The 21,775-nt window shown below is 30.9% G+C and carries 22 protein-coding genes and 1 pseudogene; 20 read left to right on the top strand and 3 right to left on the bottom strand.

All coding sequences use genetic code 11. From position 1 onward, the window contains the following. Window positions 1–26: 26 nt before the first annotated feature. A pseudogene (locus EDC18_RS14945) lies at window positions 27–98 on the top strand (ADP-ribosylglycohydrolase family protein); the annotation flags it as partial. 555 nt (window positions 99–653) lie between these two features. On the opposite strand, the gene EDC18_RS08260 reads toward EDC18_RS14945, so the two are convergent. Further along, window positions 654–1,295: a hypothetical protein gene (locus EDC18_RS08260; RefSeq protein WP_132252113.1), complete on the bottom strand. Its 642-nt coding sequence runs from the start codon at window positions 1,293–1,295 to the stop codon at window positions 654–656. A gap of 195 nt (window positions 1,296–1,490) precedes the next feature. On the opposite strand from EDC18_RS08260, the gene EDC18_RS08255 reads away from it, so the two are divergent. From EDC18_RS08255 to EDC18_RS08205, 11 genes are all read left to right on the top strand, one after another. After that, entirely contained in the window at window positions 1,491–1,670 is a 180-nt protein-coding gene (locus tag EDC18_RS08255; RefSeq protein ID WP_132252111.1) for a hypothetical protein, read from the top strand. Between the two features lie 31 nt (window positions 1,671–1,701). Beyond that, a complete protein-coding gene (locus EDC18_RS14790; RefSeq protein ID WP_243115095.1) occupies window positions 1,702–4,095 on the top strand; it encodes a phage/plasmid primase, P4 family in 2,394 nt (797 codons plus the stop codon). 9 nt (window positions 4,096–4,104) lie between these two features. Next, window positions 4,105–4,425, top strand: coding sequence for a hypothetical protein (locus EDC18_RS08245; protein WP_132252109.1), 321 nt, complete (start codon window positions 4,105–4,107; stop codon window positions 4,423–4,425). After that, window positions 4,415–4,711: a hypothetical protein gene (locus EDC18_RS08240; RefSeq protein WP_132252107.1), complete on the top strand. Its 297-nt coding sequence runs from the start codon at window positions 4,415–4,417 to the stop codon at window positions 4,709–4,711. Before EDC18_RS08245 ends, EDC18_RS08240 begins: the two co-directional genes overlap by 11 nt. 87 nt (window positions 4,712–4,798) lie before the next feature. Continuing rightward, window positions 4,799–6,085 carry a recombinase family protein gene (locus EDC18_RS08235; RefSeq protein ID WP_132252105.1) on the top strand — a complete coding sequence of 429 codons (1,287 nt, stop codon included), beginning with the start codon at window positions 4,799–4,801 and terminating at the stop codon, window positions 6,083–6,085. Beyond that, a complete protein-coding gene (locus EDC18_RS08230; RefSeq protein ID WP_132252403.1) occupies window positions 6,030–7,367 on the top strand; it encodes a recombinase family protein in 1,338 nt (445 codons plus the stop codon). The genes EDC18_RS08235 and EDC18_RS08230 overlap by 56 nt, the downstream gene beginning before the upstream one ends. Window positions 7,368–7,704: 337 nt before the next feature. Next, window positions 7,705–9,051: an McrB family protein gene (locus EDC18_RS08225; RefSeq protein ID WP_132252103.1), complete on the top strand. Its 1,347-nt coding sequence runs from the start codon at window positions 7,705–7,707 to the stop codon at window positions 9,049–9,051. Between the two features lie 2 nt (window positions 9,052–9,053). Beyond that, window positions 9,054–10,484 carry a 5-methylcytosine restriction system specificity protein McrC gene (locus EDC18_RS08220; RefSeq protein WP_132252101.1) on the top strand — a complete coding sequence of 477 codons (1,431 nt, stop codon included), beginning with the start codon at window positions 9,054–9,056 and terminating at the stop codon, window positions 10,482–10,484. Between the two features lie 40 nt (window positions 10,485–10,524). Continuing rightward, complete coding sequence (locus EDC18_RS08215; RefSeq protein WP_132252099.1) at window positions 10,525–11,298, top strand: hypothetical protein; 774 nt, start codon at window positions 10,525–10,527, stop codon at window positions 11,296–11,298. A gap of 314 nt (window positions 11,299–11,612) precedes the next feature. Beyond that, on the top strand, window positions 11,613–12,182 hold the full coding sequence (locus EDC18_RS08210; RefSeq protein ID WP_132252097.1) for a hypothetical protein: 570 nt from the start codon (window positions 11,613–11,615) through the stop codon (window positions 12,180–12,182). Between the two features lie 128 nt (window positions 12,183–12,310). After that, a complete protein-coding gene (locus tag EDC18_RS08205; protein WP_132252095.1) occupies window positions 12,311–13,003 on the top strand; it encodes a metallophosphoesterase family protein in 693 nt (230 codons plus the stop codon). 93 nt (window positions 13,004–13,096) lie between these two features. Here the strand turns inward: EDC18_RS08205 and EDC18_RS08200 are convergent, their stop codons facing one another. Further along, entirely contained in the window at window positions 13,097–14,161 is a 1,065-nt protein-coding gene (locus tag EDC18_RS08200; RefSeq protein WP_132252093.1) for a hypothetical protein, read from the bottom strand. Window positions 14,162–14,277: 116 nt separating this feature from the next. Here EDC18_RS08200 and EDC18_RS08195 point away from each other — a divergent pair, with 116 nt between their 5' ends. After that, window positions 14,278–14,544 carry a recombinase gene (locus EDC18_RS08195; RefSeq protein WP_243115094.1) on the top strand — a complete coding sequence of 89 codons (267 nt, stop codon included), beginning with the start codon at window positions 14,278–14,280 and terminating at the stop codon, window positions 14,542–14,544. Window positions 14,545–14,862: 318 nt separating this feature from the next. Here EDC18_RS08195 and EDC18_RS08190 read toward each other — a convergent pair whose 3' ends face one another. Beyond that, window positions 14,863–15,216: a hypothetical protein gene (locus EDC18_RS08190; RefSeq protein WP_132252090.1), complete on the bottom strand. Its 354-nt coding sequence runs from the start codon at window positions 15,214–15,216 to the stop codon at window positions 14,863–14,865. Window positions 15,217–15,618: 402 nt separating this feature from the next. Between EDC18_RS08190 and EDC18_RS08185 the strand changes: the two genes are divergently transcribed. The 7 genes from EDC18_RS08185 (at window position 15,619) to EDC18_RS08155 (ending at window position 21,364) form a co-directional block, all read left to right on the top strand. Beyond that, window positions 15,619–16,071, top strand: a complete 453-nt coding sequence (locus tag EDC18_RS08185; protein ID WP_132252088.1) for a hypothetical protein — start codon at window positions 15,619–15,621, stop codon at window positions 16,069–16,071. 273 nt (window positions 16,072–16,344) lie between these two features. Continuing rightward, window positions 16,345–17,106 carry a metallophosphoesterase gene (locus EDC18_RS08180; RefSeq protein ID WP_165878521.1) on the top strand — a complete coding sequence of 254 codons (762 nt, stop codon included), beginning with the start codon at window positions 16,345–16,347 and terminating at the stop codon, window positions 17,104–17,106. A 675-nt stretch (window positions 17,107–17,781) separates the two neighbouring features. Further along, window positions 17,782–18,195, top strand: a complete 414-nt coding sequence (locus tag EDC18_RS08175; protein ID WP_165878520.1) for a hypothetical protein — start codon at window positions 17,782–17,784, stop codon at window positions 18,193–18,195. Window positions 18,196–18,379: 184 nt separating this feature from the next. Further along, window positions 18,380–18,691, top strand: a complete 312-nt coding sequence (locus EDC18_RS08170) for a hypothetical protein (RefSeq protein ID WP_132252083.1) — start codon at window positions 18,380–18,382, stop codon at window positions 18,689–18,691. Window positions 18,692–19,142: 451 nt separating this feature from the next. Then, entirely contained in the window at window positions 19,143–20,027 is an 885-nt protein-coding gene (locus EDC18_RS08165) for a hypothetical protein (protein ID WP_132252082.1), read from the top strand. Then, on the top strand, window positions 20,028–20,594 hold the full coding sequence (locus tag EDC18_RS08160; RefSeq protein ID WP_132252080.1) for a hypothetical protein: 567 nt from the start codon (window positions 20,028–20,030) through the stop codon (window positions 20,592–20,594). Window positions 20,595–20,770: 176 nt separating this feature from the next. Further along, a complete protein-coding gene (locus EDC18_RS08155) occupies window positions 20,771–21,364 on the top strand; it encodes a plasmid pRiA4b ORF-3 family protein (RefSeq protein WP_132252078.1) in 594 nt (197 codons plus the stop codon). The last annotated feature ends 411 nt before the right edge of the window (window positions 21,365–21,775 follow it).

Genomic DNA, 21,775 nt, shown 5'->3' with positions numbered 1-21,775 from the left:
AAAGAAAAAGTGAGTATTTTTAAGGTTGTTTGGTAGGTGGAGCTATTGGCGATGCTTTAGGCTGGCCAGTTGAATTTATAAAAAGAAAATTAAAATAAGGCCCAGGATAAGGCCCAAGATGAGGCCCAAGATAAAAGAAAGAAATAAATACAATTTTAAAAAAACTAACTATAAACCATTACGCAATACTAAATTGCCCACAAACCCCCAAACTACTAGCTTCAACTCTTTTATACTAGGAATTCCTACTACCCCCCTTACGTAATTCTGCGAAAATTCGTGTAATTGGGGGCGTCGGTCCTGTAGACAAAGGGGGTACAGATTTAGACCCCCCTAACCTTAGAAATTACACAAATGTTTCATTTGTTTCTTTTTCCTGGGAGCAAAAAAGTATAAAATTATATATATAAGACCCAGAGAAAAGAAACATTTGAAACATTTCTTATAAAAGCTAGAGTTTAAGCCACTTTAAGAAATTGTGAATAATGAAGTGGTAGTAGCCTTATCAAAAACAAAGGAAGTTTTTCTATTTTCCACCTAATTCCTAAAAACAAAAAAGGTACAATTACGCAATTCAAATAGAATATTTTGCGTAATCGTACCTTTTTATTATTTCGCCTAAGAATATTTTTGAAAGCTGCTTGTGTAATAAATTAATTTTCTGAAATACCATTAGCAATGTCCACTATGGTTTTTTGAAGAGTGGACACTAAAACATCATAATAATTCATAGGCTGAACCAGTATCATTTTACCCTCTTTACATAATCTAATTTGTTCTTCTGTTAAAGTAGAACGAACCTCCTTCATTGCATTTTCATTTGATGCCAATCCTTTTTCCATAATCTCTTTAGAATAGGAGCATTTTGCTAAGGTATCTATTAACCATCCGAATTCATCACTCTCTAGAAGACTATTTAAAGCATCGATTAAACTCATTTCAAATTCTTTCTTAGGGGTATTATTCATAACTTCTATTGTAAAAAGTGCTCTATCAGATAATCCATATTTCTTATTAATATTAATGTTTTCCCTCTCTCTAGAAGAACTGTTTCCAAGCAAATAATCATAAGACACACCATAGTAATCTGCTAGTGCCACCATGTTTTTAACACTCATATCTTTTTCTTTATCTATATTCTCATAATCACATAAAGAAGTATCTGAAATGTATACACCGGTTTTCTCTTTAATGTTCTTAGATAGTTCTTTGAAGGTAGGTTTCTTTCCATACTTTAATTTAAATTCATCTCGTAGATCTCCTAAAATCTCAGCACAATGCGTTCTGTTATACATAAAAATGAACACTCCTTTATCAATTTTAATTTATAAATTGTAAATACATCAATTAAAATAATTTTTTGTTGCTATGCTCAACTAAAAAATGAAAAATGTTATAATAATTATAATTGATATTATTAATATAAATCAATTATAAGTGATATCTTTTAAAACTACAACAACAATTTTATTAATGAAAGGGGAAAACCAATGAACCAAGATATTAAAAAGGTAGCAAAAGAGAAAGGTGTAAAACTGTGGAAGATAGCAGAAAGACTTAGAATAACAGATAGTAGCTTTAGTAGAATGCTGCGTTACGAGTTATCAAGTGAAGAAAAAGAAAAGATAAAATCAATCATAGAAGATTTAGAGAATGAAAATAGGAGCTAGAGGGTATACAGCCTTAAAGTGCTAGGAGGTGATGAAACTGAATATACCAGAAATATTAAAAAAAGAGAAAAGATTCGTATGTCACGATGAATTTAAAAGGCCCATTAATCCATTAACAGGAAAATACGCTAAAGTCACAGATAGTAATACCTGGGCTAGTTATGAAGAAGCAAAGTCTGGTGTTAGTAAATTTGGTGTAGTGGGTATTGGATTTGTACTAGGAGAAGGATATGTGGGCGTAGATATAGATACTTGTATTGATAGCAAAAATGGTCAGGTGTCAGAAGAAGCAAAAGAAATTATTGCTACATTAAATAGCTATACTGAAATTTCTATGAGTGGTATGGGACTTCACACCATTATAAAAGCAGAAGATGTAAAGTTGCCCTTTAATAAGAGGAAAATGAAACCTAATGGTATTATGCGTCCAGATATAGATGCTACAACTGGCAAGCAAAAGTTAGATAAAGAGGGCAATCCAAAATACAAGCACCCTGAAATAGAGATTTATAATAAGAGCAGATACTTTGTTTTAACAGGTAATGTTTATGGGGATTACAATCAAGTCAATGAAAGAAGTGAAGCACTAAAAAAGATTATTAATAAATATAATATCTCTGCTCCTAGAGATGTAGATATATGTACTCCCACAGTAATTCCAATGGAAACTTCTATTAAACAAGCTTTAAATCTTGATTCTGTCTTTAATGCCTATTGGTATGGGACAAGACCAAATAAGGATGAAAGTGCAGATGATTTAGCCCTTATGGGTAAACTTCTTTACTGGTGTAATGCAGATGTGGACCTAGCTATTAAATATTTTATGGCATCTCCATATACAAAGCAAAAAGATAAGAGCCATTTAAAAAAGCTAGATAGAAAAGATTATCTTCTAAGAACAGCAAAAGCAGCTATGCCAATAACCACAGCTGCAATAGATCATCAAAAGTGGATGAAGAAGAAAGACTATGGGATTGTACAGAATTCAAAAGCTACTGTAAATATACAAGAAAGGCTTATAGAATTACAACCACATATAAAATACAGCTATGACGATAGGGGAAACGGAGATTTATTTGCAGACATTTATAAAGATGTAGCAAGGTTTAATACAACGGTAAATGATTGGTATATTTATAACGGTAAGCTGTGGCAAAGAGATACAGGTGCTATGATGGTATCTAGACTGGCAAAACAGCTAAAGGATGAACTATTGGTCTTTAGCATATCCATTGAAAATGAAAGTCAAAAGACAGCTTACCAAAAGCATATTATGAAGCTAGGCTCTAGAACAGCTAGAGATACAATGCTTAAGGATGCTAGAGATAAGTATAATATATCCAATGAAGACTTGGATAAGAATACGGATCTTCTTAACTGCCAAAATGGTACACTGAACCTTAAAACCTTAGAATTTAGAGAACACCATTCAAAGGACTTACTGAGTAGAATAACAAATGTAGAATATCAACCTACTGCAAAAAGTGAACTTTGGGATAGGTTTATAAATGAAGTTATGCTAGGAGATAAAGCTAAAATAGAATATCTTAAAAAGGCTATTGGCTATAGTCTTACAGCTGATACTTCCCTAGAAACTTGCTTTATTCTTTACGGTTCTCAAACTAGGAATGGAAAGAGCACCTTAGTCGAAACCATAATGCATTTATTAGGAGGCAGTGGGGGTTATGCCTTACAAATGAAACCAGAGAGTCTTGCACAAAAGCATAATGTGGATAGTAGACAAGCCAGTGGTGATATAGCAAGACTTTCTGGGGCAAGGTTTTTAAATGTCTCAGAGCCACCTAAGAAAATGATCTTTGATGCTGCCCTGCTTAAAACCTTACTTGGTAGAGATAGTATTGTAGCAAGGCACTTACACGAAAGGGAGTTTGAATTTATTCCGGTATTCAAGCTATTTATGAATACAAACTATCTACCTATTATCCAAGACGATACTCTGTTTTCTAGTGGAAGAATAAATGTCATAACCTTTGATAGGCATTTTTCAGAGAAGGAGCAAGATAAGACCTTAAAAAATAGGTTAAGAGAAAATGAAAATCTAAGTGGCATATTGAATTGGTGTCTTGAAGGCCTAAAAGCCTTTTATATAGACGGGCTAGCGCCTACCAATGCAATCATTGATGCCACAGCAGAGTATAGATCAGAAAGTGATAAACTTGGAAAGTTTGTAACTGAATGCTTAGAAGAAGCTAATGAAAATATCACTGCCAGTAGTGCCTATAATGTTTATGAACATTGGTGTAGAGCTTGTGGATATGGTTGTGAGAACAGAGGGAACTTTTATGCAGAACTTAGAAGTAAAAATCTAATGAGTAAAACAGGAACAGTAGACGGAAAAACAAAACAAAGAGTTATTAAAGGCTATAAATTTACAGATGAATGGCAACCGTTATTTAGAGATTAGGGGGAATTAATGGTGAAATTATCAAAAGGAAAGCAGCAATTGTTAAACTATCTAGGACAACCTTATTGTATTAAGCAGATTGATTTAGAGGATTGTGTGTACTTAGATATGGGAGAATATGATATTGAAATATCAGGAGGAAGAACCACTTATTCAAAGGTAGATATTTATGTTTGGAGAACAAAAGATAGGCTTGAGATTGTTGAAAGACATCAAGATTTAAAATATGATTTGCTTAGTATTAAAGCAATGCTTGATGATATAAGAACTAGGTACTCATTACAAGGCGTAAAAGAAATAGTTGGAGAGGAGGTATCATATGGCCTATGAGATAAATGTACAAGATAAAAAGGTAATCTTTAGTAATGATAAAGTAAAGAACTTAGAACTTTTCCAGTTGGAATTTATAACAGATGCACCAAAACTATGTAGATTGCTTAGAAAAGAGTTAAAGGATATATACGATCCAACTGGACGGATTAACACTTCAAAAAAGGAACATATTAAAACATCCTTTGATGGCTTGGAAGCACCTACAAGCTTTAGAATACGTTTTTGTAACCCTTATGATTCAGAACATGATATCGCTATTCAAGTAACAATCAAAGAATGGTAATGTTAGTAATACCCCCGATAAACTTGACTTCTATCAAAAATAGAGTGATTAATGGTACTAACCAAATGATAGAAAGGGGGCAAGGCAATGCGTGTACGAATTATTGAACCAACTAAAAAGGTAGAAAATAAAAAACTAAAAGTCTGTGCTTATGCAAGAGTATCAACAGATAACACTAAGCAAGGTGAGTCATTAGAAAATCAAATCACTTACTATGAAAGGATTATCACCTCTAACCCAAAGTATGAGTTTGTCGGTATCTTTGCAGATAAGGGTATAACTGGAACAACAGAGAAGAGACCAGAATTTAAAAGAATGCTAGACCTTTGTAGAGAGAAAAAAATAGATGTAATCATTACAAAGTCTATTTCAAGATTTGCTAGAAATACAGTAGTGATGTTACAACTGGTAAGAGAATTAAAAGATTTAGGCATAGAAGTAAGATTTGAAAAAGAGAATATCAATACATTATCAGAGGACGGTGAGTTTATGCTTACGGTCCTCTCTTCTTTTGCAGAAGAAGAAAGTAGAAATGTCAGTGAAAATCTTAGATGGAGCGCTAAAAAGAAGTTCCAAAATGGAGAACTGATAATTAATACAAATAGATTCCTTGGTTATGATAAGGATAAAAAAGGTAATCTGATAATTAATGAAGCAGAAGCAAAAGTGATTCAAAGGATTTTCACAGAGTACCTAAGTGGCAAAGGGGTATTTACCATAGCCAAAGGATTAAATGCAGAGGGTATACCTACAGTTTCAGGGGCAAGGTGGTATGAAAACACAGTCTTATACATCCTTAAGAATGAAAAATACAAAGGGGACGCCTTACTTCAAAAGTATTATGTGCCGAAGCATAAGAAGAAAAAAACGTATCTTAATAAAGGTCAGTTAGAAAGCTATTATATAGAAGATAACCATCCTGCCATAGTATCAAAAGAAATATGGGGTAAGGTACAAGAAGAAATAGAAAGAAGAGCAAATGAAAAAAGCATTGAAAGGGATACAAAGAAATATCTAAAAAGGTATCCCCTTACAGGAATGTTATATTGTAGCAAGTGCGGGGCAACCTTACAAAGAAGAACTTGGAACAGTAATCTACCAAGTAAAAAGATTGTGTGGCAATGTAGGAATTATATCAAAAATGGAAAAAATGCCTGTGATGGAACGGTTATTAAAGATGAAGAGGTTAACAGGCTTAAGATAAAAGAAGAAACCATTGTTGAGGAGGTTATTAAGAATGGCAAAAAAAGTTACCGTTATACCAGCAAGAACAACCAATCAAAGTACAGCAGAGAAACTAGAACCATTGAAAAAGAGAATGGCAGCTTATTGCAGGGTATCAACAGACCAACTAGAACAATTATCAAGTTATGAGGCGCAGGTAGCATACTACACTAACTATATAGACAATCACCCTGATTATGAACTGGCTGGTATTTATGCAGATGAAGGGATATCAGGCACTAATACAAAAAAGAGAGAACAGTTTAATAGGATGATAGGGGATTGTAAGGCTGGAAAAATAGATATGATCATTACAAAGTCTATATCAAGATTTGCAAGGAATACCTTAGATACACTAAATTATGTAAGAACACTTAAGGAACTGGGCATTGGGGTATTATTTGAAAAGGAAAACATCAATACACTAGATTCAAAAGGTGAGGTACTACTAACCATCTTAAGTTCACTAGCCCAAGATGAGTCAAGAAGTATTAGTGAAAACTCCACTTGGGGCATAAGGAGAAAGTTTGAACAAGGTAAAGTTATTGTAAACCATAAAAAATTCTTAGGGTATGATAAAGATGAAGATGGAAACCTTGTTATTAATGAAAAACAAGCTAAAATAGTTAAACGAATTTATAAAGATTTCCTAAATGGAAAAGGTGCCAATAGAATAGCCAAAGAATTGGAAGAGGAAAGAATACAAAACTGGAATGGAACAACTAAATGGTATGTTAGCAGTATAAGAAAAATGTTAACCAATGAAAAGTATAAAGGAGATGCCATTCTTCAAAAAACCTATACAGTAGATTTTCTTACAAAGAAAAGGGTAGAAAATAAAGGTGAAGTACCAATGTATTATGTAGAAGAAAGCCATCCAGCCATTATAGATAAAGAAATGTGGGAAGCAGTACAGCTAGAGATGGAGAGAAGAAAAAACTATGTAGAAAGGTACGGATTAACCAAGATAGATTATTCTTGTAAGGAGAACCCTTTTTCGGGAAAAGTTATTTGTGGATGCTGTGGTAGTATCTTTGGGAGAAAAGTATGGAACTCAACAGATGAAAGGCTAAGGCGATATATTTGGAGATGTAATAGGAAGTATGAGATTAAGGGCAAAAAGATTTGTGAGAATAAACATATAGACGATAAGGTTTTGTATGAAGTATTTATAAATACATTTAATATGATGTTAGAGAATAAAGATTATTTTATAAAGAAGTGGGAAGAGCATTTGGATAGTGATGATTTGCTAAAGAAGTATAAGGCAAAACAGTTTATAAAGGTTATTGAAAAAGTAGAGTCGATAGAGAAGTTTAATACAGATTTGTTTAATATATTTATTGAGAAGATGGTTGTATTTGATGGAGGAAAAATAATGCTATCTTTGATAGATGGTATGGAAATAGAATGTGATATAAAAATAAGGTAGGATAAACTAATCAAGTTGGTCTTGTAATTAAAATCGAATAGATAAGATAACCTATAGCAAACGCTATTATAGATAGTCAAAGCTAGGTATGGATAATAAAGGCATCAAAAACTGAATATTAAAGGAGAAAGAAATGTAAAAAAATATTTTTATTAGACTATTAATAATTAATTAGTTAATATTTAGAAAGAATTATTATTACAGAAATATAAAGAAATATAGTGTTAATAATTTCAAAAAATTATAGCATAATAAGTAGATTTATACTATAATAAAAAAATACAATAAAGTAAATATTTAGTGGTTTGTGTCTAAAGAATGATGAGGAGAGAATTTAATGGCTGATAAAGTGTATTTTACTTATAAAGGTAAAGAAGAAAGTTCTGATAGTAAAAGAGCATTATGTTTTAAAGTTGTATCTCTATATATAAACGATAAAGAAAAAAAAGATGAAGTTAATAATTATGAACAATTAAAAGAGATGTTCGAGGAAATATGGAACATAGAAGGCTTGAAAGATAAAAAAAATGGTGAATTTTCTACAATAGAGGAAATACATTCAAGTGAAAGATTTAAAAATGATAAAGATTATGAAAGTAAATGCTATGGTAATGATAAGAATAAGCTCGTTTTTAATGGTATAGAGTTTAAGATATACACACAGGTTGGATCTAAAAATTCAAATGATGATATAACAAAATTATTTATTAATAATAAAAAAATAAATAAAATAGGGTTTGATAATTTTACATTTGAGGACAAAAAAAATAATAAATTAGAAAAAAAACCTAATTGTAGTTATATGATGAATTATTTAATTGAAATAATAGAGTTAGATAAACAATTAATACTAAATGGAGCACCAGGAACAGGCAAAACTTACACTGCTAAAGAAGTTGCAATTGAATTAATTGGAGAAAATGATCCTGAAAAACAAATCAAGTTAGTTCAATTTCATCCATCTTATGATTACACAGATTTTGTTGAAGGGTATAAGCCAGTACAGGAAGAACAATCAAGTGATCAATTGAAATTTAAATTAATTGATGGAGTTTTTAAAGAGTTCTGTAACAATGCAAAAGATGATCAAAATAATAAGTACGTTTTCATTATAGATGAAATCAATAGAGCGGAAATATCAAAAGTTTTTGGGGAATTAATGTTTGCTTTGGAGCCAGATTACAGAGAAAAATTCGATAAGGAAAGAGAAAAAGAACAATTTATAGGTGTTAATCTTCAATATTCCAAAGATACTTTTAAAATACCAGAGAATGTTTACATAATAGCAACAATGAATGATATTGATAGAAGTGTAGAGGTTTTTGATTTTGCTATGAGAAGAAGGTTTGCTTGGTATGAGATAAAGGCAAATGATGTAATGGAAACGGTTTTAAAAAGTATGTTAAGTAAGAGTTGTGACAATAGTAAATTAAACGATTTAGTAGAAAGAGCAAAAAAACTTAATAATTGCATTACTGAATACGGGAAAGATTTCGGTCTTAATGAACATTTTCATATTGGTCCTTCTTATTTTGGGAAATTTAATAAGTGTGGCAATAATTATCAAAAACTATGGGATTATTATATTAAACAAATATTAACAGAATATGTAAAAGGTTATCCAGGAAAGTCTGAGGAATTTGTTGAAAAATGCAAGAATATCTTAATTAAGGAAGATAAATAAGAATGCTAAGTATAAAGTTGAAAGAAAATACAAGATATGTTATTCATAGAGATGAAAATGAGGATACGTTTAATATTTCAGAGGATAAGCACATAGGGTATTCTCAAAAAATATCTAAAGAGAATATAAATTTTATAAGAAATTTATCATTATATAATATCGAATCATTAAAAAAAGATTACAATTTGGTTTGGATAGATAATGATAAAGCTATTGAGGTAGATAAAAATAAAAAAAGCGAAAAACTTGTTGAATTTGAAAGTGATAGTATTTTCTGGGTTAGAAATTTTATAGGCGTAATGAAATTAAGAGATGAAAATCAAAATACATTACTGATTGAAATTGGTACAAGATTTGATAAAGAGAATAAATACAATTTTTTACAAGCCATGTTAGAAAGTTATTTTTCAGGTGGAATACAAAAATCTCCATCAGTTCCAAAGGAAGATAATAATATTTTAGATATATTATTAATGCACATTTATGCTACATATTTAAAATCAGCATATAGAAAAGGTCTTTTAAAAACATATCAAACAAAAAGATATAATGAGTATAATTTAAAAGGAAATATTGATTTTTCAAGACATATGAAAGTGAATACACCATTTATGGGAAAAGTTGCTTATAATAAAAGAGAGTATAGTTATGACAACCCTATTATGTGGTTAGTATTAAAAGCTCATAATTACATAAATGCACAGAATTCTCAAATTTGGAAATCTATATATGAAAGAGATGTAACAATAAAAGATGCAATTAGAGTAATCAATGAAAATACCCCATCATACTCTTCAACCATGAATTTGATTAATAATCCTGAGGTGAATAAGAAGGTTAATCACCCTTATTATAAAGAATATGAAGAATTAAGAAAGATATCATTAGATATTATTAAAAGAAATGGGCTATCAGTTTATGGGAATGAGACAGATCAAGTTAGTGGTATCTTAGTGTATGTTCCTGATTTGTGGGAAAAGTTCTTGTATAATGAAGTGTTTTCTAAAACTAAAATTAATACAAAAGAGCAAAAAAAGATTTATGTTTTAAAGAAAGAAAATGGTATGCAAATATTACCAAACTATATAGATTTTTTTGTTGAATGTAATGACAAAAAGTATATTTTTGATGCAAAATATAGTACTAGATGGAATAAAGGTAATTATGATTCAGAAGCAATTAGACAAATTATTAATTATGTGCATTTAAAAGACGCAAGTGCAGCAGGAATAATTTGTCCTAACAACGATAATGAAAGTATAGAAGAATCTAAATGGAAATTAAATAGCGATATTAGAAAGACTCCATTGAAGGTTCTAAAGTTAGATGTTCCAGAAAGTACAGATGATAAATTATATAATAATTTTAAAAAAGAGTTGATCGATTCATGCAATGCATTAGAACAAAAAATTAAAGAGTTTTTAAGTAGTTAATTTGAAAAAACTTAGGTTAGATAATTTTTTAGGAGATCGTATGAGAAATAAAGGTTCCATTATGAGTTTGGGGATAACACTTAGTTTATTGTTTTTATTTTTGGGGATGATTATATTAAAAGAAAATAAAGATTGGCGGGAACTTTATATCAATCATTTAGTATATGAATGGAAAAATACCAACGTAAGTCAGGCTAGATTAATAGATTTAGATTTTAATGGCGTGCCCGAACTAATAGTAACTTACGGGTATGGCAATTCCTTTTCTGACTACACAGAAGTATATAGAATAAATGAGTATAATGAAATGGTAAAAGTTCATACTAAAGAAGCAGATGGAATAATTAATAACTACAAATTATATTATGATTTAACTAATGAAAGGTATAGATATATTAAAGAAAGCATTTATAGTAGTTTTGTTGATATTATAGGATTTGATAGATATGGAAAAAGCATATTTTATGAAATAAATTATAGTGGTACAGAATATATTGAAAAACCCCTCTTTAGTATTGTTGAAGCTATAGAGAAATATGACTCTTCATTGGAATTAGATAGTATTATAGAAGATATAGAATCAAAATATGAAAAGAAGTACTACTTTAATATTGATGATAATGGTGTTATGCAATTTCAAGTATATTCTACATATGATAAACACAATGTTTACATTGAAAAAGAAGAATTTAATACCTTTAAAAATCAATATTTCATAAACGTAGTACAAGTAAAAGAAAATAATCATATTCTAAAAGGAAGAGCGACCAAAGTAGATATAAAGAAATTTGTAATGAACTATAAAGAAGACTAAACTTTAATAATGTTTAAGTCTTTTTTTTATGCATTGATAAAAATGGTGTATGCCTAAAAAGATCATTTAGTACTAGAAGCAATTTATATACTTTTTTATTAATAGATGTACTTTTTAAAATTATCCTTAGTACTTTAAAAATTTTAAGGGTGTACTTTGAAAAAAGTGATAAGGACTGTAAAGGATAAAAGTACATTAAATATAACAAGAGCATTATTTAAAAATGAGATTACATTAAAGAAAGGATGATCATTATTAAAAACTGTATTATCAAATTTACAATTAACTTAAAAAAAGAAAAGGAAGGTATTAATATGGAAAAGAATATTATTAAAAATGAGAGACTATTAGAAGTAATTGGTTTTAAACAAAAAGAACTTAGCAGCGAAGAAATTGATCGTATTATCGACAGATATACAAGAAGTGAAGTAGATTTATTAGGAGAAAATGATAAAACAGCATTTATAAAAGTAGAAGAATTATTTGAAGTATTACAAGGTGTTTCGATTAGTGTAGAGCAAAAAAATAGGATTCATTCTATTCATAGAGGTTTGCACTCATCTGCAAATGAAAAAACAATAATATACACAATAGTTGATCATAAACATAGCAATTATGAGAAAGAAATTAATGGGTATCAAACAGGGTATGGAATATCAGATGATAAAAATTATTTTGAGTTTACTTACTTTAATCAACAAACAAACAATAGTATAATATTAGATAAGCTTCAAACCAATATTAAAAAAAATATCCCAATAGGAATCCTGGATAAAATAGGTAAGGATGAGTTTTTGGTTGTTGGTCCAGGAAGAGTCATTGACATTATCGATAATCAAGTTATTATATTTGCAGTGAAAAAGAATTTTAATCTCTATAAATAAAAAATAATGATATAATTTAAATTATATAAAAAAAGGTATTTAACAAGAATTTTAATAATGTCTTAGTACTATAGTTTTATTCTATTTTACTAAGGCATTATTAATATAATTAGAAGAAGGTGAGAACAGTGATATTGATTACGGGAGATATACACGGGAGTATTGATGTAGGAAAATTAACTACTAAAAGGTTTTCATTACAAAAGGAACTTACGAAGAAAGATTATCTAATAATATGTGGTGACTTTGGGGGAGTGTGGTTTGGTGAACAAAAGGATCGTTTTTGGTTAGATTGGCATAATAATAAAAACTATACAACTTTATTTATAGATGGAAACCATGAGAATCATAATTTGTTAAATGAATACCCAATTGAGCAATGGAAAGGTGGAAAAGTTCATAAAATTAGACCTTCGGTTTATCATTTAATGCGTGGACAAATATTTACAATTGAAGGCAAAAAGTTTTTTGCTTTTGGTGGTGCATTATCAACGGACAAAAAAGATAGAAGAGAAAATATATCATGGTGGGCAAGTGAAGAAGCTTCAATAGAAGAAATAAAAGAAGCAAAAGAAAACCTGCAGAGAGAGGATAACATTATTGATTACGTTATTACTCATACGGTAAGCAAGGGGTTTAGAGAGAACTATCTAAATGGATTAAGAGATGAGGTTTGCGAGGAAAGTGTTACAGAAGAATTTCTACAATACATAGAAAATAATGTGAATTATAAGTATTGGTATTCAGGACATTTTCATATAGATAAAAATTTTCAAGATGAAAAACATTATGTTTTATATAACGATATCATTTCTATTTAACACAATGTGATAATCAATACTTTGTAAAATAATTAATTAACATTAGTATCTATTTATAGATGACAAGTATTTGTTTTCATACTTATGTAGGTTTTAGCAAGATTGATAAGACTTTAATGCAATGATTACTTGATTAAAGTAATTAAAAATATCAGTTGTGTCTAAATCAGTAAACCCAGTTTCTGTTTTTACTTGAGTATCTATAGAAAGCATCAAATCTTGTGATAGAGTATTAATGTATTTAATTTGATGTTCTGGAAGACCAAATGTATCTAAGTATTCTCTTAACAAATAAAGAGTTAAGTTACTTTCAGCACCTAAAGCTAGATTATTATCATAATTTGGTGCTAACGATACTAAATTACCTGTGTTTGTATTTTTTAGGACTCCAAGATTAAATTCATGTCTATCAGGATTACATACAATACCATCAAGTAATAATATATCTAGGTAAGAATGATGTAGCCCGATAGACTTCATATTATGATAAACTGTAGATTCATTGTAAGACGTATCATTAAATGCATATTTGAATGAAAAATAATGTTCTAGACTAATTGACTCATCAGTAAAGTTCAAAGAGGTAATTAAGTTTTGATCGCTAAGTGGTTTATATACTGCCATATTCATACCTAACGATTTTCCTAAATAATAAGTAAACAGTTCTGCGTATATATGTTTTTTTGAACCTAATTTATATAACCACCAGTTGTTACCCTTTTTACTCCAAGCTTTATTGAACGAACCAATATTAGTAAGTTCTGTATTAATACCCAAAGGGAGGCTCTGTAAAGCGCCATTAAGAGCTATATCAAAAATTTTAGTATCAAAAGCTTTTATATATAAATTATTATCATTAAATGCTTCTGATTCATTATATTTAATCCAGAAAGTATCGATTAAAGAGGTTCCTTTATTATACATAACGGGGTCAATTGAATTGTTATTGATTTTTAGTTGTTCTAATAATATCCTAGCATTTCGTCGTGATAAATCTATACATCTAGACCTTAACCATTTGTGTAGATACACAATATTACCGTCTTTAAGCATTTCTGGTAACAGATCTTTGTTATTAATTTCAATGAAATCAATTGAACCATATTTGTTAAATGAAAAACACAATGCAATTCTATTTTTGTTCATTAAAAAAGGCATACTAACACCCCTAACACCCCAACAGTACTTTTATGTTAATAATAGTATAAGTAAAGTTAAAAGTAAATAATTAATACATTTATATTATGAAATTGGGAACTATAAACGATAAGGTTTTGTATGAAGCGTTTATAAATACATTTAATATAATGTTAGAGATTAAAGATTATTTTAGAAAGAAGTGGGAAGAACATTTGGATAGTGATGATTTGCTAAAGAAGTATAAGGCTAAGCAGTTTATAAAGGTTATTGAAAAAGCAAATCGGCTAGAGAATTTCGATTTAGCATTATTTGAAAAGATGGTTGAGAAGATTGTTGTTTTTGAAAATAAAACTATTGAGTTTAGTATGTTTGATGGTATAGAAGTTGAATGTAAAATTTAATAATATTAATTATTTAAAATCCGATCGAAGTGTAAAAAACTTTGGTCGGATTTTTTGTTTTTTTATAGAATTATAAAACAATTATTGGTATAATTTAATTAAATAAAAAGATTGTTATTAATAAACAAAACAACAGCTCATAAATATATGAATAATTAAATTTACATGCTGTTACTGTAAAAAAGGAACCTAAATATGCAAAGGGGGAGAAAATTCGTGACATTCGGTACCTTATGATCTGGAAGTGCTTCACATAACTTTTCGCTAGTCGGGCAGTTAAGTCATCTGTGACTAGCGGAAGCAGATAAGAAAGCATGTTTAGCCATTTCCTATTACCTCCCCTTCAGCTACAACAGCTGCATAATTTTCTGATTTTAAGGCACTTAACTTATCAGCTCCATACTTTGAAAGTAAGGATTTTACTTCTTTACCATAACCACTTGCAGATTTTACAGATAAGATACTGCGTGCTTCCTCCTTAGTGTAAGTCTTCATTTCAGACTGTTTCTCTATTACAGGAAGTGCTTTTGTTTTAGTTATGGCTACAGCTTTTGATTCGGGAAGGTCTTCTGTAGAAAATATATCCTTTAGTTGCTTAGCAGATTTGATCATTCCTTCTCCGCAATTAATCATCTCGTCGATTACCATTAATAATTCACTCATCTTACTCACTTGGATTTTCCTCCTTTTCTCAATTTGTTATCTGAGCTTGTTTGCCAGTCTTTTTGCTACAACACGGATTGCGATAAGCACATCGATTAATTCATCTTCAGTAGTAGTATCAAACTGGCTATTGTCATTCATGTGTGACTGCATCTGCAGCACCTTCATTTCCGAAAGGCTTTGTTCCTTTCTAACTTCCTAAGGGAGGCTGGAGTGAGAAATTACGGTGGTTTATATAATTTCTTTCAACAATTAATAAGGAAAGTGCTGGGATAATAGAAAAATAAAGAAAAACTTTGATTACCTGTTGACTTCTGGATATGTATATGATATTATAATACCAGATGAATGCCATTTGAATTCCGGATTAAAATGGTTTCATTTAATAATCTAATATCCAAGGAGGAATTAATGATGAAGAACAACTATACAATTAGTGCACAGTTTGTGAATACAGGTGCAAAGTTTGACGAAAAAGCAAAGAAAGCAATAAAGGAAGGAGTCACAATTTACAATACTAAATCTTTAATTGCTAAAAATCCAAAGCAGATTGTTGACTATTGCTTTTCGCCGGATGATATGACTTTAGTAATTCAACTTGAAAGCCAAGCTGAACTTCCAATGCCAACAAAGGCGCTTAGAATTTTGAGCTCATATTTAGTAGAAGAGACTTGTTTAGATAAATATCTTTCAGGTAAGCAGCTTTTTAAGATGACAACAGGGAGCACAGCAGCAGTAGCAGAAGAAAATGTTCCTAATACGATTGCAACTGTACCAGATATGAATCTTGAACAGTTTAAGAAGCTCAGTACAGATGACAAATTAATTAAGATTTATAAGATTTTAACTGAAAGAGGTGTTTAATATGAAGCCTACTACGCAGTTAACTCTTAGAGATGTGGAGAGTTTAAGAAGAAAAAAAATGGAAATATAGCAAAAGCATAACTGTTACATATCAGGAAGTTAAAGACATGAAGAAGCACCTTGAAACTTTATTATTTATTATCGTTAGGAGAAGATATAAGTTGGTATAAATTATTAGAGCAACAAATCAAATAACCTAGTAGTACTGATGCATTTTTTTAACAGTAGCCACAAATAACGATGAAGATAAAAAGAATGAAGGTGTTGTATAAAATGGCATTTACTTATGTAATAAGTGATATTCACGGCTTTATAGATGAATTTGAAGACGCATTAAAAAAAGTAGACCTTTCAGGAGATAATCAATTAATTTTGCTTGGCGATTATATAGATCTAGGACCAGATAGTTATAAAGTGCTATATAGAATTATGAATTTACAAAAGGAATATCCTAAAAATATAATTGTTTTGAAAGGTAATCATGAAGGTATGTTTATAGAGTTTGTGAAAAATGGCAGAAATGATTGGTTGTCAGAAGATAAAAACCTTAAAACTTCAAAAACGTTTTTAACTAAAGAGCAATTAGATGAAGTTAAAAAAATGATGTTTAAGCGTGATAAGATTGGAATAAGTAGGAAAGTCAAAGAATCAATTAAATATAACCACCCCACTCTCTTAAAATGGTTGAATCAATTGCCTTGTTATTATGAAACAAAAGATAGAATTTTTGTACATGCTGGAGTGGATGAAGAAGCAGGAGAGTTATGGAAGATTGGTACGTCAGATGAAACTTTTTTATGGAAATTTCCTGCTACAACCGGAAAGTTCTATAAAGATATTATTGCAGGTCACATTTCAACAGCTACTATTGCAGGAAATAAAGACTTTCATGATATCTTCTTTGATAATGCTAGTCACTTTTACATTGATGGAGATATTGAGGTAAGTCATAGAATACCAATTCTAAAGATTGATAACGTTACAGGGAAATATTATAGTATATTAGAGAATGGTGAAGAGAAATGTTTAAAGTGAAATCACGCATAAAAAACATTTTTTGTTTTCCTTATTTGACACTTAAAAGGGGGGACAGCTACGCAAAACCCCTCTTTTCTGCGCATCAGTATCACTTTATAGCCAAAGCACACGTTGAGACGTGCGTCTTGATAGAGAAGGAATAGGTTGGAATCAAGGGGTATGGGGTTTTAGGTAATTGAATAGGTATTAAATATGTTCCCTCAGACTACGGTTTGAGGGATTTTTGTTTTAGGGGGTCGTACTTTTATAAAGAATAAAAGTCTGACTACTATGAATTCAGATGATTATAAAACATATAACAATATAAAATAATCATTTATTGATAATATTTGCAAAGTATATTAATATTATAAAGTGGTAGTGTTTCACCAGATGTTAAAAAATACAGAGGAGTTAACTTTATAATGGTGGTGAATAGGTTGATTGAAAGTTTTATAGAAGAGGCGGCTTAATCCGTAAAATAGGTTTATTTTGGTTTATATGTGTTTTCTGCCTTAAAGGATTGAGTTTATATGTTGGAAGAGGAAACCGTTATGGAAGTCCTAATAAGCTTTCGTGACATGAAAGTTCAAAGACTTATCCAACTATAAATGATTCAGATAAAATTGTGGCAATACACTCCTCCAAATATTGAAAGCTATAGAAAATTATATAAAGTCCACAGTGTTACTATTGATTATAACAAACTTAAAAAGAAAGGAGCGTATTGATGTATTTGATACTAAATACATCATACAAGAAAAAATTATGAGAATTATCGGAAGAAGAACAAGAGGCGATATTGGCGTTTATGAAATTGTGAGTTTTACATTTTTTCAGAATGAGACATGTGGAGAAGTAATTGTTTGCTCTGTTACGGATGGATATATTCTGAATATTCGTGGAAAAGGAATAAATTTAAATAGAGAACAATGTGAGAAGTATGCTCTAGAGATATATATATCTGGTAATCTGAATTTGGTCGATGACGATGTAGAGCTAGACACGTCTACAGTTAATGTTCCGGTTTATTTAGCTGATATTCATACGAGCTATACTGAAGTACGATATGGTGGGCCTACAGTAAGGGTCCATAATATAACATAATGTTTACATAAAAATGTAAGCGTGTTTTCTATGTTCCCACAGACTAGAGTTTGTGGGTTTTTTGACCCCCCGGGAGGTCTACTTTTACGCAAAATGAGCTTTTGAGAAACACCGATTAGAATGAGATTTAATTGTATCTGAGTTTTTAGGGAGTGGCATAAAACGAATTTCCGAAGATGCGTTGATGGATTCTGACTATAATATGAACTTTGAATGCTTTGTTCCACCTCTTTTTGAAACTAAGGTATATACCCTTAAAGAACTTGAATTTAAGTCATTGGGTGCGGGGAAAATCATTTTTCAAAAGAATAAAAATGAAATAATTATTAAACACGGAATAGTATATCCTTCACTTTCTTTTATGGTTAAAGGCAAAAGAAAAACATATTTCGATGGTAATTCAATATTCAAAAGTGATATTGAATTCTTTTTAAGGTTTAAAAATGTTGAAGAGTATAATGCTCTAATGAAGAATTTTGTTAATTTATTAGACTAAGTATAAAGAGGTATTTAAAACGTGACAAGGGGACGGGGTATTGATACAACACACATTGACTGTAAGGGCGATTGTTCACGTCTATCCCTTGGAATGCCAAGGGTGAAATTGTATAGAAAACAATTGTTTGTGATACGACTAAACCGTACTCGTATTTTTTTATAAAGTTATAGATAATTGTGGTATAATTGGATTATAAAGGGAATATGGAGGGACTATAAATGAGTAAGAAAAGACAGTATTGGGAAAACCTTAAAAAGGAAAAAGAAGCTAAGAGGCTTAAAAAAATAGAGTTGAAAAAATATAAAAAAGATGAGTTTTATTAGAGAAGAAAGGCTTATGGTTTAGAGCATCTAGCTTTAGTTAATGGAGCGTTGTAAAAAAGCAAGATAAATATAAGAGAGAAGTATTTAAAAAGGTACTGGGAGGTATACTTCAGGGGGGATGGTATATGGAAATAAATAATAGAATTTTTAAGGGGATACTAACTCTGATTGCCGTTCTTGTAGTAGCAGGCTATAGTCTAGTATTCTACCTTAAGTTGGATGAACCTGTATTCTTTCAACATTACTATGATCAGAGAGTCTATGTGGACAGGGAGCATTATCAGGATATTTCCTTTAACTTGGGTTATATCACTAATGCTTATGACAACAGTGTCGTAATCGATATCGCGTTTCCCGAGTACCCTGAGATTACAATCCAGGCATCGGAGTATGGATATAGCCATCCATTCAATTGGGGCTCCGAACAGAACAAAACACCCGGTGACATCTACGGTCGATACAACGTAAGAAGTGTGAACTGCAAGATCATTGATTTACCGAAAGAAAAAGACCTGGACGGAATAGTTCTTACACAAGCCAGGATTCTGTTTAGCGACTCCAGTGAAATGACAGTTGATATTGGAGAAATCCATCTTTACGAGCACAGGTTCGGAAAAAGTCCCCTTGAGCATGTTTCTTCATCAGGATCCAATAACGGAACTGGAAAAACAAGCTACAGAATTCTTGGAGATCTAACAATTACAGCTATTGATAGCCCTCTTATGGAAAAATTTAAAGATAGGGTTCAGTGGAAGATAAACGGTAGCAATCCTGAGGATTCATTGGGAATGACATTACAGAAAGGAAACTTTTTGGATGTGACAACAAAGGTAGGCATTGGGGATGATATAGTTAGTCAATACACGCTATTTGATATACATCCAAAGTTGACAATTACTGATGATGATGGCATACATTATTATGAGAGAGTCTACAATATAAAAAGCTTATACCACAACTATAGCTTTATGGGCCTGTACAGATACATCAAAGCAAGGGAGGCGATTTAGATGACAGTGGGCTACAAGAGAATATTCTGGGGCATCTTTATTGCAACCTTCAACATAACCATCGGAATATTAACCATACTTCCTGCTTTCGTAGGCTGGATCGTTGTACTAACAGGCATTTCAGAACTTGAAGAAAAAACTTCTGGGGGAGACTTCTCCAGACCTAAGATAAGCGCCATGATACTTGTTGTCGCAAGTCTTGGGGGAGGAATCCTGTCCCTTTTAGGAAGTGGTAATGTTGAAAGTTTCCTTCCTATGCTGTTCTACCCTCTGTTTGTAATAGCCATAGAGCTTGTGGTATTTCACAAAATTCTGGAGGGATCAGTTCATAATTTCAATGCAATGGACCAACAGGAGATTGCAAATAAGTATACCGGTAAGGATAGGACCTATATAATCCTAACTGGAATAACTATGGTACTGCTATCAATATCCTTAACAATCAATCACCAAGGAACAGGATTTATAGGAGTTGTTATGGCTATGATATCAAGGATATATCTGCTTACTGCTATGAACTCCCTCAGTAAGGAAGATTATAAGACGGACTATGAAGAGAAGGATTAAGAGAGTCAATGGGACGTGGAATTTATACATAAAGGATGTGACAAAAACCCCGTCCCCTTGTCACCTATATCCAGAAGTACAGAGAACAATGAGCATTGGTCACGAATTATAGCGTTAACAAGAAGATTGGTCTATTTTGAATGGATCATTTCAATAAGTCAGGAGGAAAATGATAAATGGCTGATGTATATAAATTTAAAGTAAGACTAAAAAACCTTGAGGATATTATTTGGAGAGATATTGAAATAACCTCTGTTTCAAACGTTGCTAAACTGGGATATTCTGTGTTGGCTGCATTTGAGAGTACAGCTAGTCATCTGTTTTGTATTAGATTTGGCGGTAACAGATATGAAATAATGATTGAAGAACTTGATTTTATTGATAAGCCAATTATTGACCCTATAAAAACCAAACTTTCTGCATTGAAACTTATGGTTGGAGATCTCTTGACTATGGAATATGACTACGGTGCTGGTTGGGAATTCTCTATTGAATTAATAGTGATAACAGAAATGAAACGAGGAAGTGGCACTCATTACCCATATGTAACTGATGGGAAGGGTAAAGGAATTATTGAAGATGTTTCTCCTTATGAACTGCTTGAAATGATAGATGAGGTTAATTCAACAGGGGTTTTACCAAAGGTCTATGATGATGTAAGAGATAAGGAAGTAGAATGGGATTATAGGAAGTTTGATATAGAATTTCTGAATGTATTTTTTAAAGATTATGTGGCTAGTATACGAGATGCGTATGAAGTTTATGAATAAAATGTCCATAAGTATACCGGTAAGGATAGGACGATTAAGGTAACTTTTTTAGTTTGTTCAGATTTAATATTTATCAAGCAAAAGCACCTGAGTAAGATTAGATAGAGATACTAAGATGCAATAGTTCTCTAAGAAAGTGTAATAGTACGCAAAACCCCTATATTCTGCGTATTATAATCACCTTCTTGTCAACACACACGTTGAGACGTGCGTGTTGATAGAAAAGAAATAGGTTGATATCAAAGGGTTTGAAGGTTTTTAAGTAAATATGCAAGTATGTTATACTTTCCCTCAAACTCGTTTGGGGGATTTTTTTGGCTCTTTGTCAATAGTTGGGGGGGATTGGTTTCAATTCCCCTCCATTCTTGGCTTTAGAGCTATTTTTGTATTCTATAATATAATACGCATTTT

Source organism: Natranaerovirga pectinivora, from assembly GCF_004342165.1.
GTDB lineage: Bacteria > Bacillota > Clostridia > Lachnospirales > DSM-24629 > Natranaerovirga > Natranaerovirga pectinivora.
The sequence above is the reverse complement of the archived record's forward strand: the minus strand, read 5'-3'. Positions and strand labels throughout refer to the sequence as shown.

Excerpts from the sequence above, each read along its gene's own strand:
- EDC18_RS08260 (WP_132252113.1), bottom strand. The coding sequence starts at position 1,295 with ATGTATAACAGAACGCATTGTGCTGAGATTTTAGGAGATCTACGAGAT.
- EDC18_RS08255 (WP_132252111.1), top strand. The coding sequence starts at position 1,491 with ATGAACCAAGATATTAAAAAGGTAGCAAAAGAGAAAGGTGTAAAACTG.
- EDC18_RS14790 (WP_243115095.1), top strand. The coding sequence starts at position 1,702 with ATGAAACTGAATATACCAGAAATATTAAAAAAAGAGAAAAGATTCGTA.
- EDC18_RS08245 (WP_132252109.1), top strand. The coding sequence starts at position 4,105 with ATGGTGAAATTATCAAAAGGAAAGCAGCAATTGTTAAACTATCTAGGA.
- EDC18_RS08240 (WP_132252107.1), top strand. The coding sequence starts at position 4,415 with ATGGCCTATGAGATAAATGTACAAGATAAAAAGGTAATCTTTAGTAAT.
- EDC18_RS08235 (WP_132252105.1), top strand. The coding sequence starts at position 4,799 with ATGCGTGTACGAATTATTGAACCAACTAAAAAGGTAGAAAATAAAAAA.
- EDC18_RS08230 (WP_132252403.1), top strand. The coding sequence starts at position 6,030 with ATGGCAGCTTATTGCAGGGTATCAACAGACCAACTAGAACAATTATCA.
- EDC18_RS08225 (WP_132252103.1), top strand. The coding sequence starts at position 7,705 with ATGGCTGATAAAGTGTATTTTACTTATAAAGGTAAAGAAGAAAGTTCT.
- EDC18_RS08220 (WP_132252101.1), top strand. The coding sequence starts at position 9,054 with ATGCTAAGTATAAAGTTGAAAGAAAATACAAGATATGTTATTCATAGA.
- EDC18_RS08215 (WP_132252099.1), top strand. The coding sequence starts at position 10,525 with ATGAGAAATAAAGGTTCCATTATGAGTTTGGGGATAACACTTAGTTTA.
- EDC18_RS08210 (WP_132252097.1), top strand. The coding sequence starts at position 11,613 with ATGGAAAAGAATATTATTAAAAATGAGAGACTATTAGAAGTAATTGGT.
- EDC18_RS08200 (WP_132252093.1), bottom strand. The coding sequence starts at position 14,161 with ATGCCTTTTTTAATGAACAAAAATAGAATTGCATTGTGTTTTTCATTT.
- EDC18_RS08185 (WP_132252088.1), top strand. The coding sequence starts at position 15,619 with ATGATGAAGAACAACTATACAATTAGTGCACAGTTTGTGAATACAGGT.
- EDC18_RS08180 (WP_165878521.1), top strand. The coding sequence starts at position 16,345 with ATGGCATTTACTTATGTAATAAGTGATATTCACGGCTTTATAGATGAA.
- EDC18_RS08170 (WP_132252083.1), top strand. The coding sequence starts at position 18,380 with ATGGATTCTGACTATAATATGAACTTTGAATGCTTTGTTCCACCTCTT.
- EDC18_RS08165 (WP_132252082.1), top strand. The coding sequence starts at position 19,143 with ATGGAAATAAATAATAGAATTTTTAAGGGGATACTAACTCTGATTGCC.
- EDC18_RS08160 (WP_132252080.1), top strand. The coding sequence starts at position 20,028 with ATGACAGTGGGCTACAAGAGAATATTCTGGGGCATCTTTATTGCAACC.
- EDC18_RS08155 (WP_132252078.1), top strand. The coding sequence starts at position 20,771 with ATGGCTGATGTATATAAATTTAAAGTAAGACTAAAAAACCTTGAGGAT.